This is a genomic window from Cellulosimicrobium sp. SJTW-1 (assembly GCF_047716875.1).
Classification (GTDB): Bacteria; Actinomycetota; Actinomycetes; order Actinomycetales; family Cellulomonadaceae; genus Cellulosimicrobium; species Cellulosimicrobium funkei.
This window is the reverse complement of record NZ_CP136680.1, coordinates 2,129,558-2,144,862: the sequence shown is the minus strand read 5'-3', so window position 1 is coordinate 2,144,862 and position 15,305 is coordinate 2,129,558. Positions and strand designations below refer to the sequence as shown.

General features: G+C 75.8%; 11 protein-coding genes. 5 read left to right on the top strand and 6 right to left on the bottom strand.

Going from position 1 to position 15,305, the window contains the following annotated elements; translation table 11 throughout:
- The first annotated feature begins 123 nt into the window (after positions 1–123).
- The gene (locus RSE42_RS09770; RefSeq protein WP_415295974.1) at positions 124–924 is read left to right on the top strand and encodes a helix-turn-helix domain-containing protein; all 801 of its coding nucleotides are present in this window, start codon (positions 124–126) and stop codon (positions 922–924) included.
- A gap of 6 nt (positions 925–930) precedes the next feature.
- On the opposite strand, the gene RSE42_RS09765 is transcribed toward RSE42_RS09770, so the two are convergent.
- The gene (locus RSE42_RS09765; RefSeq protein WP_043659185.1) at positions 931–1,488 is read right to left on the bottom strand and encodes a dihydrofolate reductase family protein; all 558 of its coding nucleotides are present in this window, start codon (positions 1,486–1,488) and stop codon (positions 931–933) included.
- A 209-nt stretch (positions 1,489–1,697) separates the two neighbouring features.
- Here RSE42_RS09765 and RSE42_RS09760 point away from each other — a divergent pair, with 209 nt between their 5' ends.
- Complete coding sequence (locus tag RSE42_RS09760; RefSeq protein WP_415295972.1) at positions 1,698–2,723, top strand: hypothetical protein; 1,026 nt, start codon at positions 1,698–1,700, stop codon at positions 2,721–2,723.
- 46 nt (positions 2,724–2,769) lie between these two features.
- On the opposite strand, the gene RSE42_RS09755 is transcribed toward RSE42_RS09760, so the two are convergent.
- The 5 genes from RSE42_RS09755 to RSE42_RS09735 form a co-directional block, all read right to left on the bottom strand.
- A complete protein-coding gene (locus tag RSE42_RS09755; RefSeq protein WP_415295970.1) occupies positions 2,770–3,906 on the bottom strand; it encodes an endonuclease/exonuclease/phosphatase family protein in 1,137 nt (378 codons plus the stop codon).
- Between the two features lie 206 nt (positions 3,907–4,112).
- Positions 4,113–4,586 carry an HNH endonuclease gene (locus RSE42_RS09750; RefSeq protein WP_009863577.1) on the bottom strand — a complete coding sequence of 158 codons (474 nt, stop codon included), beginning with the start codon at positions 4,584–4,586 and terminating at the stop codon, positions 4,113–4,115.
- Positions 4,587–4,859: 273 nt separating this feature from the next.
- Positions 4,860–6,152 carry a low temperature requirement protein A gene (locus tag RSE42_RS09745; protein ID WP_415295968.1) on the bottom strand — a complete coding sequence of 431 codons (1,293 nt, stop codon included), beginning with the start codon at positions 6,150–6,152 and terminating at the stop codon, positions 4,860–4,862.
- Positions 6,149–7,729 (bottom strand): ATP-binding protein, encoded by a 1,581-nt coding sequence (locus RSE42_RS09740; protein WP_415295966.1) that lies wholly within the window; start codon positions 7,727–7,729, stop codon positions 6,149–6,151. Before RSE42_RS09740 ends, RSE42_RS09745 begins: the two co-directional genes overlap by 4 nt.
- Before the next feature lie 83 nt (positions 7,730–7,812).
- Positions 7,813–9,489 carry an FAD-dependent oxidoreductase gene (locus tag RSE42_RS09735; RefSeq protein ID WP_260679244.1) on the bottom strand — a complete coding sequence of 559 codons (1,677 nt, stop codon included), beginning with the start codon at positions 9,487–9,489 and terminating at the stop codon, positions 7,813–7,815.
- A 183-nt stretch (positions 9,490–9,672) separates the two neighbouring features.
- On the opposite strand from RSE42_RS09735, the gene RSE42_RS09730 reads away from it, so the two are divergent.
- The 3 genes from RSE42_RS09730 to RSE42_RS09720 are packed head-to-tail and all read left to right on the top strand — an operon-like array spanning position 9,673 to position 15,304.
- Positions 9,673–11,238, top strand: coding sequence for a pyridoxal phosphate-dependent decarboxylase family protein (locus RSE42_RS09730; RefSeq protein ID WP_085387928.1), 1,566 nt, complete (start codon positions 9,673–9,675; stop codon positions 11,236–11,238).
- Positions 11,235–12,797: a lysine N(6)-hydroxylase/L-ornithine N(5)-oxygenase family protein gene (locus RSE42_RS09725; RefSeq protein WP_415298801.1), complete on the top strand. Its 1,563-nt coding sequence runs from the start codon at positions 11,235–11,237 to the stop codon at positions 12,795–12,797. The genes RSE42_RS09730 and RSE42_RS09725 overlap by 4 nt, the downstream gene beginning before the upstream one ends.
- Positions 12,794–15,304, top strand: coding sequence for a GNAT family N-acetyltransferase (locus RSE42_RS09720; RefSeq protein WP_415298799.1), 2,511 nt, complete (start codon positions 12,794–12,796; stop codon positions 15,302–15,304). Before RSE42_RS09725 ends, RSE42_RS09720 begins: the two co-directional genes overlap by 4 nt.
- Position 15,305 lies beyond the last annotated feature (1 nt).

The following is a 15,305-nucleotide window of genomic DNA, read 5'->3' as shown; positions in this document are numbered from 1 at the left end:
ACGGACGCGCCCGGACACGACACGACCGGGCGCGCGACGTCGCACCGTGTGCCCCGGGACACGTCCGAGGTCGTCCCGCAGGAGGTTCGGACCGGAGGGCCCGGCCGAGGAGAGGAGCGCCGCATGACCCCGACCGCGCTGGGCGCCGTCGTCCCGGAGAACGCCGTCCGCTTCCTCGGCCACGACACCCACGCGCACGACGAGCCGCACCTGGTCCACGTCGTCGCGGGCACCGCGGAGCTCGTGGCCGACGGCGCGCCCCTGACCCTGCGCACGCACGAGAGCGTGTGGCTCGCCCCCGGCGTGCCGCACTCCGTGCGTCTGCCGGCCGGGGCGATGGCCCTCGGACCGGTGCTCTCGCCGGGCGTCGAGCCCCCCGTCCGGGTGCACCGGCTCGGCGTCGTGCCGGCCGTCACGGACGTCCTGACCGCCGTGCTCTGCGCGGGACCGGCGACCCCGGAGCAGGTCGCGCCGTTCCGCGCGGCCCTCGAGGAGGTGCTCCGCGGGGTCGCGGGCGACCACTTCGTGCTGACGCTCCCGTCGCACCCGGTCGCGCGCGCCGTGGCCGAGGACGCCCGACGCGGGGGTGCGACGCTCGAGGAGCTCGCCGACCGACGGCACGCGAGCGCGCGCCACGTCCAGCGGCTCTTCGTCGAGGAGACGGGGCTCCCGTTCGGGCGCTGGCGCACGCGCGCCCACCTCAACGTCGCGATCGCGCGGCTGCGCGGCGGCTCGCGGCTGGACGCGGCGGCGCGCGCCGCCGGCTACGCCACGCGGGCCGGCCTGCTGCGCGCCCTCAGCCGGGAGACCGGGCAGCCGGTCGCCGACCTCGCGCGGGATCCCCTGGCGGTCCTCGACCGCGCGCCGCGGGACGCGGGACGCGGGACCCGGGCGGCTCGCCCCGCCGAGCGGCTGAGCGCCTGAGCCGGATCAGCGGTCGCGCACGACCCGGTAGCGCAGCGCGGTGCGGACGCCCACCTCGTCGACGCTCACCTTCTCCAGGGTGGCGGGGACGCCGCCGTCGAACAGCCGGACGCCGCCGCCGAGCAGCACCGGCATGACGTCGACGGCGAGCTCGTCGACGAGGTCCGCCGCGAGGAGCTGGCGGAAGAGGTCCGCGCCGCCCACGAACGTCACGTCACGGTCGCCGGCGGCCTCGACGGCGCGGCGCACCGCCTCCTCGACACCGTCGGTGACGAACTCGATCCACAGCCGCTCGTTGCGGCGCGGCGCGACGGGCAGCGGGTGGTGCGTCACGACGAAGATCGGCGCCTGGAACTCGTAGTCCTCCGCGTAGCTGTCGGGGTCCTCGGCGCCGTCGAACGTGCGTCGCCCCATGAGCACGGCGCCGGTCTCGTCCTGGAGCCGGCGCATGTAGTCGCTACCCACGAGCGTGTCGAAGTCCGCGTAGAGCGCGGCGCTGCTCCCGGCGGCGTCCTGCACGAACCCGTCGAGCGACACCGTCGCCCCGGCGATCACCTTGGCCATGGATCCTCCTCGTCCCTGTTGCGCGGTCGAGGGGGAGACCCGGGGCGGCGCGCGGACTCATCGGTCGGCGGGCGGCCTCCGGGCCGGCCCGCTCCCGGTCGGCGCCCGCCGTCGGGCCGTTCGGCAGTTCTCATTATCGTGTTGACCCTGGTCACGGGCCGTCGTGAGAGTGGCTGCCGTCCCACCCGCTCTCTCACCGTGGAGGCAGCATGCCGGACGACCCTCGCCCACCCGTCCCTCGTCCCCTGACCCGTCGCGCGCTCCTGCGCGGTGCCGTCGTGCTCGGCGCGGCGACCGCGACCGGCACGCTCGCCGGCACCGTGGGCGGCATCGCCGCCCCGGCACCCGCGCACGCGGCGGTGCCCGGCTTCCCGACCTTCCGCTACCTCGGGCAGCCGCTCGACCGGAGCACGTTGCGGTACAACCCGACGAACGAGCTGATCTTCCCCTCGGTCGGGTACGTCGCCGGGCGCGTCGAGAACCCGCTCGGCCGCTGGTACATGTACTACGCCCCGCACGACGCCCCGGGCGGCATCTGCCTGGCCTACGCGGACTCCGTCACCGGCCCGTGGCGCGAGCACCCCGCCAACCCGATCATCCCGCGCACCTGGGCGGGCTTCGACGTGAGCCACGTGTCGAGCCCCGACGCGTTCTGGAACCCGGCGGACCGCCGGATCTACCTGTTCTTCCACGGCGAGAACCACACGACCCGGGTCGCGAGCTCGGCCGACGGCCGCAGCTTCACGTACCACAACCGGGTCGTGGGCACGTACATGCTCCCGGGCGTGAGCGAGACGTCGTACGCGCGCGTCTTCCCGCACCCGACGCAGTCCGGGGTCTACGTCATGCTGCTCATGGGCAACCACGGCGGGACGCGCAAGATCTACGTCGGCTGGTCGCACTCGCTGACGTCCGGCTGGCAGGTCAAGCCGGAGCCGCTCATCACGCCCGCCGCCGGGGAGGGCGGCCAGGTCTCCGGGGCGCACTACTGGTCGCGCAACGGCGGAGGCCACGTCGTCTACCACGCGGGCTCGGGCAACATCCACGTCGCGCGCGTGGGGACGGGCTTCGACCGCGAGGACCACCTCGGGGTCCTGTACGACTCGGGGTCCGCCGCACCGGACCACGGGCGCGCCGCGGCGCCGTCGTTCGTGGAGGTCGACGGCCGCCTGCACATGTTCTACGAGGCCGGCCAGCGCGGCTCCACGACGATCGCCCTCGCCCGCGCGGACTGACGCCCCGGCCGGGCGCCCCACCGCCCCGGGCGCCCGGCCGGGCCCGTCACGCGAGGTCGACGTCGGCCCACAGGGCGGCGTGGTCGGACGCCGCGTGCACGGGCGAGGTCATCGTGTCGTAGTGCGGGAACAGGGTCCCGTCCTTCCCGCCCCACACACCGCGGCGGAAGACCGACCCGCCGACGGTGCGCTCGAACAGCGCGGGGGAGAGCAGGACGTAGTCGATCTTCTGGCTCGCGGTCCCGTTGCCGTACGTCCCGGGACGCCCGTCGCCCCGGAAGTCCGGGTGCACGCTCACGTCCCGCAGGTCGGTCCCCTCGAGGAGCGGGCGCAGCGGCACCGACCCCGGTGCGTCGTTGAGGTCGCCGACGACCACGACGTGCTCCTCGCCGCGGGCGCGCAGGCCGGCGTAGATCGCCGCGGTGCGGGTCGCCTGGCGGCGCCGGGTCGCGTCCGACTCGGCCTGCGTCCCGTACCCCTTGGACTTGAAGTGGTTGACGAGCACGGTGAGCGTGCCGCCGCCCGGCAGCGCGACGACGTACTCGGGGCAGTCACGACCGAAGACGAGGCGTCCGCGCGAGTCCCGGTCGTCGACGTGGGAGCGCACCGTCCCGATCTCGTACGGTCGCCGCGTGAGCAGCCCGACGTCGATCCCGCGGTCGTCGTTGCCGTCGATGACCATGACGTGCGGGTAGAGCGCGCGCCCGGAGCGGGTGACGCCCGCGTCGGTGAACCGCTTGAGCGCGACGCGGCTCTCCGCCTCGACGACCGCGAGGACGTCGGCACCGACGTCGGCCACGACGCGCGCCGTGTGGGCCATCGCGAGCTCGTCGACCCGGTCTTTGACGAGGTCGACCCAGCCGACCCAGTCGCCCCGCCCGGTCGCGACCACCTCCGTGCGGGCCGTCCCGGCGGCCTGCGACCCGGTGCGGCGCACGAGCCGCCCCCGCACCTGGCGCAGCACCGCGAGCGCGGCGGCGTCGGCGCGCAGCAGGCCGAGCGTCTCCAGGTGCTCCAGGATCTCGGCGCGGACGTCGGGGCCGTACCGCTCCTCGGCGATCAGGGCGTTGACCCGGGCGTGCGCCGCCAGGACCGCGTTCCCCGCGGTCAGCGGGCCCGCCATCGCGCGCGGCCGCTCGAACAGGTTCTCGACGTTGAACGTCCCGATCCGGACCGTCGCCATCGTGGGCTCCCTCGCGCGGCCCGGGACCCGAGATGGGTGCGCGGCGCGGACCGGCTCCACCAGGAGGGAGGGGCGCGGCCGGTGTCCCGGACGCCGCCGCGGGCGCGGTCGCGGTCGCAGGACCGCACCACGAGGCCGGCCCGGCCGGTGTCACCGCCACCGGCCGGGCCGCCCGTGACCGGCCGGGCGCGCCGGCCGGTGACCCGTCAGCGTCTGCGCGGGGCGGGCGCCGACGGGTAGATGTCGCGGAACGCGGGCTCGAACGGTCTGGACAGGAGCGACAGACCCGCCTGCTCAGGCGTGCGCCCGCCCTTGGCCGCGTTGCACGGCTCGCACGCGGCGACGGCGTTGAGCCACGTCGTCGTGCCGCCCTGGCACCGCGGGACGACGTGGTCCATCGTCGTCGCGGTGCCGCCGCAGTACGCGCACCGGTAGCGGTCACGGCGCAGGAGCGCGGCGCGCGAGTACGGCACGCGGCCCTGGCGCTCGTACACCCAGCGCGCGTGCACGTACCGCACGAGCGCGACCGACCGGGGCCGCTGGTAGGGCCCGAACGTCTCGCCCTCGACGGCCTCCAGCACCTCGGCGACCTGTCGGTGCAGCATGCGGATCGCGTGGCGCAACGACACGCGGCCGAGCACCTGGCTGCCGCCGAGGTTGTAGATGACCACCTCGCTCATCGTCGCTCCTCCTGTCGTGCGTTCGCGTGCCGTGCCCCCGGACGACGAGAGCCGCCCCAGGACGGTGCCCCAGGACGGCTCTGCAGGTGGACGACGCACGTCGTCTACCTGAGGAGCGCCCTTCGGGACGGGTCGACGGACCACTCGTGCGTCACGCGGGTCCACCTGCCCTTCACCGGTCGTCATGGTCGAGCGTCCGGGCGGGTGTCGACCGGACGCCACGAGGCTATGCCCGCGAGCGCGCGACGTCCACGGTTTTGCGCCCGGGCGGCGTCAGGTGTCGTCCCTCGCGTCCGTATCCGCCGCCGTCGGGCCCGACGGCGCCGTCGGCGCCACGCGGCGTGCGCGCACCGCACCCGAGAGCTGGACGAGCAGCGCGCCCGACAGGACCCACACGAGCCCGGCGGCCGAGACCGACCCGCCGGCGAGCGCGGCGACCGTTCCCGCGGCGACGACGGGCACGGCGAGGACCAGCGCGGTGCGGACGTCGCGCAGCACCGCGTGGACGCCCGCGGACACCAGGCCGTGGAGGGCGAACGCCCCGACGAGCAGCGCGAGCTCGGCCGGCTCGAGGGCGCGCGCCGGGCGGTCCAGCACGCCGCCGAGCGCGCCCGCGAGCGTGGCGAGGGCCCCCGTCGTCACGAGGTGCAGGAACCACGCGACCCGGGGCGGCACGCCGGCCGGGCGCAGGAGCGCCACGCCCGCGTACCCGGAGCGCACCGTGAGCGCCCACAGCCCGACCAGCAGGGTGAACGCCCCCGCGCCGGCCACGAGCAGGGTGCGGTCCCACTCGGCCTCGCTCGCGGCGTCGATCGCCTGGATGAGGCCCTCGCCGAGCACGATGATGACGAACAGCCCGAGCCGCTCGCCGAGGTGGGGCACGTCGCTCGCGGCGGCGTCGACCGTCGTCGGGACCTCCAGGTCGCGCCGCCGCCCGCGGTCCGGCGCGCCGGGTCGTGCACGACGGCCGCCCAGCGCACGACCCCGGCCCCGGCGCTCGCGGACCTCGTCGAGGCGTTCCTGCGCGCGCCGCACGAGCCGCTCGCCCGAGAGCGTGAGGAGCAGCAGCAGGTCGATCGCGAGGCCGACGCCCCACAGCACGTAGCGGGTCTGGCCGTCGGCCCACCACGACACGACCCACGGCACGACGCCGGCGAGCGCCTGCACGACGGGCAGGTCCACGACGACGGTCGTGCGCCGCCACGGGCGTGCGGCCACGAGGCGGCCCACGACGTAGGCGACGGCGAACGCCCGGGCGTGCTCGTCGTGGATGCCGGGGACGGCGGCGATCATCACGGCGAGCGCGGCCATCCCGGCGAGGATCGGCAGGGACCGCGCGCCCTCTCCCGCGACGTTGCCGTACGTGGTGAAGCACGCCCACACGAGCCAGAAGGCCGTGTACGCCACGACGTACAGCGCGAGCCCGCCCCCGTCGTGGTCCTCCTGGAGGAGGTGGGCGAGCATGCCGATGCCCGCGACGACGACGAGGTCGAAGAACAGCTCGAGCCAGGAGGCGTGGCGCTCCTCGCCGACGGGCGAGGTCCCCGCCGCGGGGGCGGCCGTCACGGGCGGCCGTCGGGCGCGTCGGGCGAGGTGGGCGCGGTGGGGACGGGCGCAGGTTCGAGCGGGAGCCGCACGACGAACCGCGTGTCGCCCGGCGCGGACGTCACGGCGAGGTCGCCGTGGTGCTTGTTGACGACGATGCGCCACGAGATGTCGAGACCGAGCCCGGTGCCCTGCCCGACGGGCTTGGTCGTGAAGAACGGCTCGAAGATGCGCGGGCGCACGTCGTCGGGGATCCCGGGGCCGGTGTCGGCGACCTCGACCTCGGCGTGGTCGTCGACGCGCCGGGTGGTCACGGTGAGGGTCCCGGTGCCGGCCATGGCCTGCGCGGCGTTCTCGACGAGGTTGGTCCACACCTGGTTGAGCTCGGCGGCGTACACGGGCACGGGGGGCAGGTCGGGGTCGTAGCGACGCACGACGTCGACGCCGTCGAGGGTGTGGTCGAGCATCGTCAGGGTGGAGTCGAGCAGCTCGCGCAGGTCCACGGGCCGGAACGGCGCCCGGTCGAGCTGGGAGTACTGGCGGGCGGCCCCGACGAGGGAGGAGATGCGCACGGTGGCGTCCTCGATCTCGGCCATGAGCTGCTCGGTCTCGATGGTGTAGGCGAGCCAGCTCACCGCGCCGGTGAGCGCGCCGGCGTCGACGCGTCCGGCGACGCGGTCGAGCCACGGCTCGTCGATGCCGGCCTGGACGAGCGCGGGGGAGACCCGCCACCCCTCGGGCAGGCCGTGGTCGTCGAGCCAGTCGGTGAGGCGGTCCTCGAGGTCGGAGGTCTCCAGGGCGCCGACGGCGTCCGCGGTGCGCGTGTCCGCGTACCGCTCGAGCGCCTCCTCCTGGAGCCGGATCAACTCGGCGAGCGTGGCGCGGTCGTAGGGGCCGTCGGCGATGAGCGCGAGCTTGTGCCGCATGGCCGCGACGCGCTCGCGCAGGGTCCCGGTGGCGCGCACGGCGGCCGCGGCGGGGTTGTTGAGCTCGTGGGTGAGGCCCGCGGACAGGGACCCGAGCGCGAGCAGCCGCTCGCGCTGCCCGACGAGCTGCTGCGCGTCGCGCGTGCCCCAGAACACGCCCTCCAGGAGGTGCACCGCCATGGGGAACCACTCGGTCATGAGCTTGGCGAAGTCGGGCGCCGCGAGCACGAAGAAGCGCGAGGGCTCGAGCGCGCGCGCCGAGTGCAGGTAGGTCTGGGGCAGCCGGTCGCCGAGGTAGGCGTTCCAGGCGCCGAGGTAGACCCCGACCTGACGGGTGCGCGAGACCTCGACCTCGTCCTCGCCGACGCGCCGGTAGAGCGCGACGCCGCCGTCGAGCAGGACGTAGAACGCCTCGGCGGGCGCGCCCTCGTGCAGCAGCCAGCCCGCGTCGTGCCGCTCGACGTGGCCGGTCGCGCACAGCCAGGCGAGCTGGTCGTCGGTGAGGTGCTCGAACAGGAACGTGGCGCGCAGCTCGTCGACGTCGCACGGCAGCCAGCCGCGCGCGGCGGCGGCCGCGGCGGTGGTGTGCCTGGTGGTGGGCGCGGTGGTGCCGGGCGCGGTGCTCGCGCCGCCCGCGGGCGGGGTCGTGGTGGGGTCCTCGGTGCTGGTCACGGTGTCGCCTCCGGGTCGGTCGGGGCTGTGTCGTCGGGGCTGTGTCGTCGGTGCTGAGTCGGCGGGAGCGTGGCGGGTCGGGGTCAGAGCTGTTCGAGGTAGCGGTGGACGAGCATGACGGCCATCGCGCCCTCGCCGACGGCGGACGCGACGCGCTTGGCCGACTCCGCGCGCACGTCCCCGGCGGCGAACACGCCGGGCACGGACGTCTCCAGGTGGTAGGGCGGGCGGTCGAGCGTCCACCCGGCGGGCGGGGCGCCGTCGTGCAGGAGGTCGGGTCCCGCGAGCACGAACCCGCGGGGGTCGCGCGCGACGACGCCGTCGAGCCAGTCGGTGCGGGGCGCGGCGCCGATGAACACGAACGCCCACCCGCACTCGACGCGCGACGTCGTGCCGGCGTCGAGGTCGCGCAGCTCGAGGTGCTCCAGGTGGTCGTCGCCCGACGCCGCGACGACCTCCGTGCGGGTGAGGACCCGCACGCGCGGGTGGGCCTCGACCTGCTCGACGAGGTAGGACGACATGGACCGGGCGAGCGAGTCGCCGCGCACGACGAGCGTGACCTGCTTGGCCTCGCGCGCGAGGTAGAGCGCCGCCTGCCCGGCGGAGTTCGCGCCCCCGACGACGTACACCTCCTGGTCCTGGCACGCGGACGCCTCGGTGAGCGCCGAGCCGTAGAAGACACCGCGGCCCACGAGGTCGGCGAGGCCCGGGCCGTCGAGCAGCCGGTAGGAGACGCCGGACGCGAGGATGACGGTGTGCGCGTCGATCGACGTGCCGTCGGGGAACCGCACCGAGCGCGCCGGGCCGTCGACGTCGAGCTCGACGGCGTCGCGCGTCGTGACGATCTCGGCGCCGAACCGCACGGCCTGGCGGCGCGCGCGCTCGGCGAGCTGGGCGCCCGAGATCCCGTCGGGGAAGCCGAGGTAGTTGTCGATGCGCGAGCTCTGGCCGGCCTGGCCGCCGGTCGCGGTGCGTTCGACGAGCACCGTGCGCAGCCCTTCCGACGCCCCGTACAGCGCCGCGCTGAGCCCCGCGGGCCCGCCGCCCACGACGACGAGGTCGTAGAAGTCGGCCGCGGGGCGCGTGGCGAGCCCGACGCGCTCGGCGAGCGTCGCGTCGTCGGGCGCGACGAGGGGCTCGCCCTCGGGCGTGACGACGAGGGGGAGGGTCCCGCCGTCGGCCTGCGCGGCGGTGAGCAGGCGCGCCCCCTCGGCGGACTCGGACGGGTACCACCGGTAGGGGACGCGGTTGCGCGCGAGGAACTCGCGCACCTGCGACGAGCGCGCCGACCACCGGTGCCCGACGACGACGGTCTCGGCGGGCCGGCGGCGGTCGGTCGCGGACCACGCCTCGAGCTGGGCGTCCACGACGGGGTAGAGCTTCTCCTCGGGCGGGTCCCACGGCTTGAGCAGGTAGTAGTCGAGGTCGACGACGTTGATCGCCTCGATCGCGGCCTCGGTGTCCGCGTAGGCGGTGAGCAGGACGCGCCGCGCCGCGGGGAAGAGGTCCATCGCCTGCTCGAGCAGCTCGACGCCCGTCATGCCGGGCATGCGGTGGTCGGCGAGGACGACGGCCACGTCCTCGCCGCGCAGCGCGAGCTCGCGCAGGGCCGCGAGCGTCTCCGCACCGGACTCGGCACGCACGATCCGGTACCGGTCGCCGTAGCGGCGGCGCAGGTCGCGCGCGACCGCGCGCGAGACCCCGGGGTCGTCGTCCACGGTGACGAGGGCGGGGCGGGTCGTCGCGACGGTGGGTTCCACACGGCCTCCTCGGGCACCAGGACGGGCGACTGCCATCCTCTCCCCGCCGTGGCCGCGCGTCCACGGCGGACGTGGTGCAGGTCACTCTTGACGCGAGACCGCGCTGCGCTAGGTTAGGCAAGGCAAACCTCAGGTTGCCCCGCCGCGGTCCGTGGCGGTCCTCTCCCCGTCCTGGAGCCTCGCATGCTCTCAGCACGATCCGGCGCGCCCGCGCACGGTACCCCGACCGCCCCCGCGCTGCTCACCGGCGCGACCGCGGGCGCCTACGCGAGCACCCTGCACGCCGTGGTGGACGACGTCGCCGCGCGCGTGGCCGCCGTCGACCAGCCCTGGTCCGGCGCGAGCCGCACGCACCTGGCCGCGCTCGTCGACGCCGCCGACCTCGACGGCCCCGGCGTCGGGACCGACGCCGCGCTGCGCGAGGCCGCCGACCTCTACGCGACCCACGCCGTGTGGTTCCACCACCCCGCCTACGCCGCGCACCTCAACTGCCCGGTCGCGCTGCCCGCCGTCGGCGCCGAGGCTCTGCTCGCCGCGATCAACACGTCCGTCGACACCTACGACCAGTCGACCGTCGCGACCCTCATGGAGCGCCGCCTCGTCGCCTGGACCGCGGGCCGCGTCGGCTACGCCGCCGGCGATGGCGTCCTCACGTCGGGCGGCACCCAGTCCAACCTCCACGCGCTCTTCCTCGCCCGCGAGCGCGCCGTCGAGCGCGCGGCCCGCGACGGGCTCGGACGCTCGGCCGTCCTGCCGCGCCTGCGCGTCCTGGCCGCGGGATCCAGCCACTTCAGCGTCGCGCGCTCGGCCCTGCTGCTCGGCCTCGCCGACGACGCGGTCGTGCGGGTCGAGGCCGACGCCGACGGGCGGGTCGTGCCCGCGGCGCTCGCGGCCGCCGTCGCCGCGGTGCGCGCCGCGGGCGATGTGGTCATGGCGGTCGTCGCGACCGCCGGCACGACCGACCGCGGCTGTGTCGACCCGCTCGCCGCGGTCGCAGACGTGTGCGACGCGGCCGACGTGTGGCTGCACGTCGACGCCGCCTACGGGTGCGGCCTCCTCGTGTCCCCGACGCGCCGGCACCTGCTCGACGGCATCGAGCGTTCGCGGTCGGTGACCGTCGACTACCACAAGGCGTTCTTCCAGCCCGTGTCCGCGAGCGCGCTGCTCGTGCGCGAGCGCGCCGACCTGGAGCGCGTCGCGCACCACGCGGACTACCTCAACCCGCGCGAGAACGCCGAACCGAACCAGGTCGACGTGTCGCTCCAGACGACGCGCCGCTTCGACGCGCTCAAGCTCTGGACCACGCTGCGCGCGCTCGGCCCCGGCGGGGTCGGCGCGATGGTCGACGCCGTGTGCGAGCTCGGCGCGCAGGTGCACGCCGACCTCGCGGACGACCCCGAGCTGCGCGTGCTCGGCCGCACGGACCTGTCCACGGTCCTGTTCCGCTACGAGCCGCCGGAGCTGTCCGCGGCGCACGCGGACCGCCTCGTGCCGCTCGTGCGGCGCGTGCTGTTCGAGTCCGGTCGCGCGGTGGTCGCCAAGACCGTGCTCGACGGCGTCCCGTGCCTCAAGCTCACGCTGCTCAACCCGACCGTGACGCTCGCGGACGTGCGCCACGTGCTCGACCTCGTGCGCACGACCGCCCAGGCGCTCGTCGAGCGCGACGAGCTGCTGCACGACGACGACGTCGCGACGCACGCCGCGGACCTCGTGGCGTCCCTCGCGACCGCCGGGGCGGTGACCCGATGACCACGACTGCTCGCACGACGAGCGGCCCCGCCCGAGCGCCCCACGACCCGGCGCCCCACGACCCGGCGCGCGTGCGCGACGTCGTCGGCGTGGGGATCGGGCCGTTCAACCTCGGCCTCGCCGCGCTGTCCGCGCCCCTCGACGACGTCGACGCCGTGTTCCTCGACGCCGCGCCCGAGTTCCGCTGGCACCCCGGCATGATGATCGAGGGCGCGACGATCCAGGTCCCGTTCCTCGCCGACCTCGTCACCATGGCGGACCCGACCTCGCCGTACTCGTTCCTCGCGTTCCTCAAGGCCACGGGCCGGCTCTACCCGTTCTACATCCGGGAGTCGTTCTACCCGCTGCGCGCCGAGTACGACGCGTACTGCCGCTGGGTCGCGGCCCGCCTGGGCTCGCTGCGCTGGTCGCGGCGCGTCGTCGCCGTCGAGCACGACCCGGCCGCCGACGCGTTCGTCGTGCGCGCCGAGACGCTCGCCCCCGACGGGAGCGTGACCGGTACCGAGGAGCACCGGGGTCGCCACCTCGTGCTCGGCGTCGGCACGTCACCGGTGCTGCCGCCCGCGCTGCGGGCGCTCGCGGACGAGGTCGCGCGCGGCGAGCACCCGGGTGCCGGGCCGCTCGTGCACAGCGCGCAGTACCTGCCGCACCGCGACGCGCTCGCGGCCGCGGGCTCGGTCACGGTCGTGGGCAGCGGCCAGTCGGCCGCCGAGGTCTACCGCGACCTGCTCGACGGCGTGCACGGCGACGCGCGGCGCCCCGGCTACCGGCTCGACTGGGTGACGCGCTCGCCGCGCTTCTTCCCCATGGAGTACACGAAGCTCACCCTCGAGATGACGTCGCCGGAGTACACCGACCACTTCCACGCGCTGCCGCTCGAGCTGCGTCAGCTCCTCGGCCGCGAGCAGCGGGGCCTGTACAAGGGGATCAGCGGCGACCTCGTGGACGAGATCTACGACGCGCTGTACCGCCTGAGCCTGGACCGCCCGGTGCCGACGACGCTGCTCACCGACACCGAGGTCGTCGCCGCGCGGTACGAGCCGGCCGTCCGCGGGCGCGACGACACGGGCGCCGCCGGGCAGCCCGACGCGGCAGGCCCGGCCGGGGAGTACGTGCTGCGGCTGCGGCACGCGCAGCTCGGGCGGGAGGTCGAGCGTCGCACGCGCGCGCTCGTCGTCGCGACCGGCTACGCCGCCTCCGTCCCGGCGTTCCTCGACCCGGTGCGCCACCTGCTCCGGTTCGACGAGCTCGGGCGGTTCGACGTCGCGCGCGACTACACGGTCGACGTCGCGCGCCGCGTCCACGTGCTCAACGGCGAGGAGCACACGCACGGCATCACCGCCCCGGACCTCGGGTTCGCCGCGTGGCGCAACGCCGTCGTGCTGCGCACCGTCACGGGCCGCGAGGTGTACCCGGTGGAGGAGCGCATCGCGTTCCAGACGTTCGGCCTGCCCGACGACGTCGGTCCCGCAGCCGACCCGCCCTCGACCGCGTCGCGCACCGCGGACGCCGCGGCGTCCGCCGCGGCGGCCGGGCGCACGGCAGGGGAGGCCCGATGAGCGCCCCCACCGTGACGACGGCGGCCGCGCCGTCGCCCGCCCCGGCGACGAGCGCGGGCCCGGGCGCCGCCTTCGCGGTGCGGGTCCGGCTCGGCAGCGGCCGCGCGGACGTCTCGTTCGAGGCGGTCGACCCGGTGCGCGACGCCGCGCTCGTGCAGGGCTGGCTCGCGCACCCCCGCTCGGCGTTCTGGCAGCTGGGCCACCTCGACGTCGACGGCGTGCGGGACTACCTCGCCGGGGTCCGCGCCGACCCGCACCAGGACGCGTGGCTCGGCCGGGTCGACGGCGTGCCGTCGTTCCTCGTGGAGACGTACGACCCGGCGCGCGTCACGCTCGCCGACGTCCCCGCGGCCGTCGCCCTGCTGGAGCCGGGAGACGTCGGGATGCACCTGCTCGTCGCGCCCCCGGCCGGTCCCGCGCGCGGCGGGTTCACCTCGGCGGTGATGGGCGCCGTCGTGCGGTTCTGCCTCGACCCCGCGGGGTGTGGCGCCCGCCGCGTCGTCGTCGAGCCGGACGTGCGCAACGCCGCGATCGCGGCGAAGAACGCCGCGGCCGGGTTCCGCGTGCTGCGCGAGGTGGAGCTGCCCGGCAAGACGGCGCACCTCGCCGTCGCGACGCGGGCCGACCTCGACGCGAGCCCGCTGGGCGACGGCGTCGACCACGCGCCGCACCTGCGCCCCGACCTCGCCGAGCGCGCGCACCGCCACCTCGTCGCCAAGACGATCGCCGAGCTCACCCACGAGCGGCTGCTCGCGCCGCGCGCGGAGGTCTGGCCGGTCGAGGCCGACGGGCCGGGGCAGTACGTGCTGCCCGTCGCGGACGGCTCGGTGGAGTACCGGTTCGTCGCGCGGCGGTACGCGCTCGAGCACTGGGTGCTCGACGAGGCGTCGATCCGGCGCACCACGACGGCCGGGCACGGCACGGCGGGCCGGCCGGGCGACGCGGGCGACCCCGCGGGTCCGGGCGGCACGGACGCGCGGCGCGAGCTGCCGGTCGACGCGCTCGACCTCGTCGTCGAGCTCCAGCCCGACCTGCGCATCCCCGACGACCTGCTCGCCACCTACCTCGAGGAGGTGTCGTCCACGCTCGCGAGCGCGACGGCGAAGCTCGAGCGGTACGAGCGCACCGGCGGGCCGAGCGCCACCGACCTCCTCGGCGCGTCGTTCCAGCAGGTCGAGGCGGCGATGACGGAGGGGCACCCGGGGTTCGTCGCGAACAACGGGCGCATCGGGTTCGGCCTCGCGGAGTACCGCGCGTACGCGCCCGAGAACGGGGGCCGCGTGCGGCTGCTGTGGCTCGCCGCGCGGCGCGAGCACACCCACCTCGCGCTCGGTGCGGGGCTCGACGAGGAGACGCACTACGGGGCCGAGCTCACGCCCGACGAGCGCGCCGCGTTCGCCGAGCGGCTCGCCGCGCGCGGCCTCGACCCGGCCGACTACCTCTACCTGCCCGTGCACCCGTGGCAGTGGGAGCACCGCGTGCCCATCACGTTCGCGGCCGACGTCGCGCGCGGCGACCTCGTCCCGCTCGGGCCGGGCGCCGACGAGTACCAGCCGCAGCAGTCGATCCGCACCCTGTTCAACCTCACCCGGCCCGGCCGCCACTACGTCAAGGTCGCGCTCGCGATCCAGAACATGGGGTTCCTGCGCGGGCTGTCACCCGCGTACATGCGCGACACCCCCGCCATCAACGACTGGGTCGCCGACCTCGTCGCCGCCGACCCGGAGCTCGGCGGCCGCGGGTTCACCGTGCTGCGCGAGCTCGCCTCGATCGGGTACACCGGCGACGTCTACCACCGCACCGCCACGCCGTCCCCGCACCGCAAGATGCTCGCCGCCCTGTGGCGCGAGAGCCCCGTGCCGCGCACCGGGCCCGGGGAGCGCCTCGCCACCATGGCCGCGCTCCTGCACCGCGACCCCGACGGCGCCGCGCACGTGACCGCGCTCGTGCGCGCCTCCGGGCTCGACCCCGCCGACTGGGTACGCGCCTACCTCGACGCCTACCTGCGCCCGCTCGCCCACGCGCTCCTCGCGCACGACCTCGCGTTCATGCCGCACGGCGAGAACCTCATCCTCGTGCTCCGTGACCACGTCGTGGTGCGCGCGGTCATGAAGGACGTCGGCGAGGAGATCGCCGTCCTCGGCGACGCGCCGCTCCCGCCCGGCGTCGAGCGCGTGCGCGCCGTCGTCGACGACGAGGAGAAGGCGCTCGCGATCTTCACCGACGTGTTCGACGGCGTCCTGCGCCACCTCGCCGCGATCCTCGCCGGCGACGGCGTGCTGCCCGAGGACCGGTTCTGGCGGCTCGTCGCGGAGTGCCTCGACGCCCACCGCGCCGACCACCCCGACCTGCGCGGCGGCGTCGACCTGCGCGCCCCGCGGTTCGCGCACTCGTGCCTCAACCGCCTCCAGCTGCGCAACACGCTCCAGATGGTCGACCTCGCCGACCAGTCCGCGTCCCTGCTGTACGCGGGCACCCTCGCCAACCCCGCCGCGCGGGAGGGCTGAC

Bases quoted from the DNA above. Each gene is read 5' to 3' on its own strand.
- RSE42_RS09725 (WP_415298801.1), top strand. From the start codon at position 11,235: ATGACCACGACTGCTCGCACGACGAGCGGCCCCGCCCGAGCGCCCCAC.
- RSE42_RS09720 (WP_415298799.1), top strand. From the start codon at position 12,794: ATGAGCGCCCCCACCGTGACGACGGCGGCCGCGCCGTCGCCCGCCCCG.
- RSE42_RS09730 (WP_085387928.1), top strand. From the start codon at position 9,673: ATGCTCTCAGCACGATCCGGCGCGCCCGCGCACGGTACCCCGACCGCC.
- RSE42_RS09770 (WP_415295974.1), top strand. From the start codon at position 124: ATGACCCCGACCGCGCTGGGCGCCGTCGTCCCGGAGAACGCCGTCCGC.
- RSE42_RS09755 (WP_415295970.1), bottom strand. From the start codon at position 3,906: ATGGCGACGGTCCGGATCGGGACGTTCAACGTCGAGAACCTGTTCGAG.
- RSE42_RS09750 (WP_009863577.1), bottom strand. From the start codon at position 4,586: ATGAGCGAGGTGGTCATCTACAACCTCGGCGGCAGCCAGGTGCTCGGC.
- RSE42_RS09765 (WP_043659185.1), bottom strand. From the start codon at position 1,488: ATGGCCAAGGTGATCGCCGGGGCGACGGTGTCGCTCGACGGGTTCGTG.
- RSE42_RS09760 (WP_415295972.1), top strand. From the start codon at position 1,698: ATGCCGGACGACCCTCGCCCACCCGTCCCTCGTCCCCTGACCCGTCGC.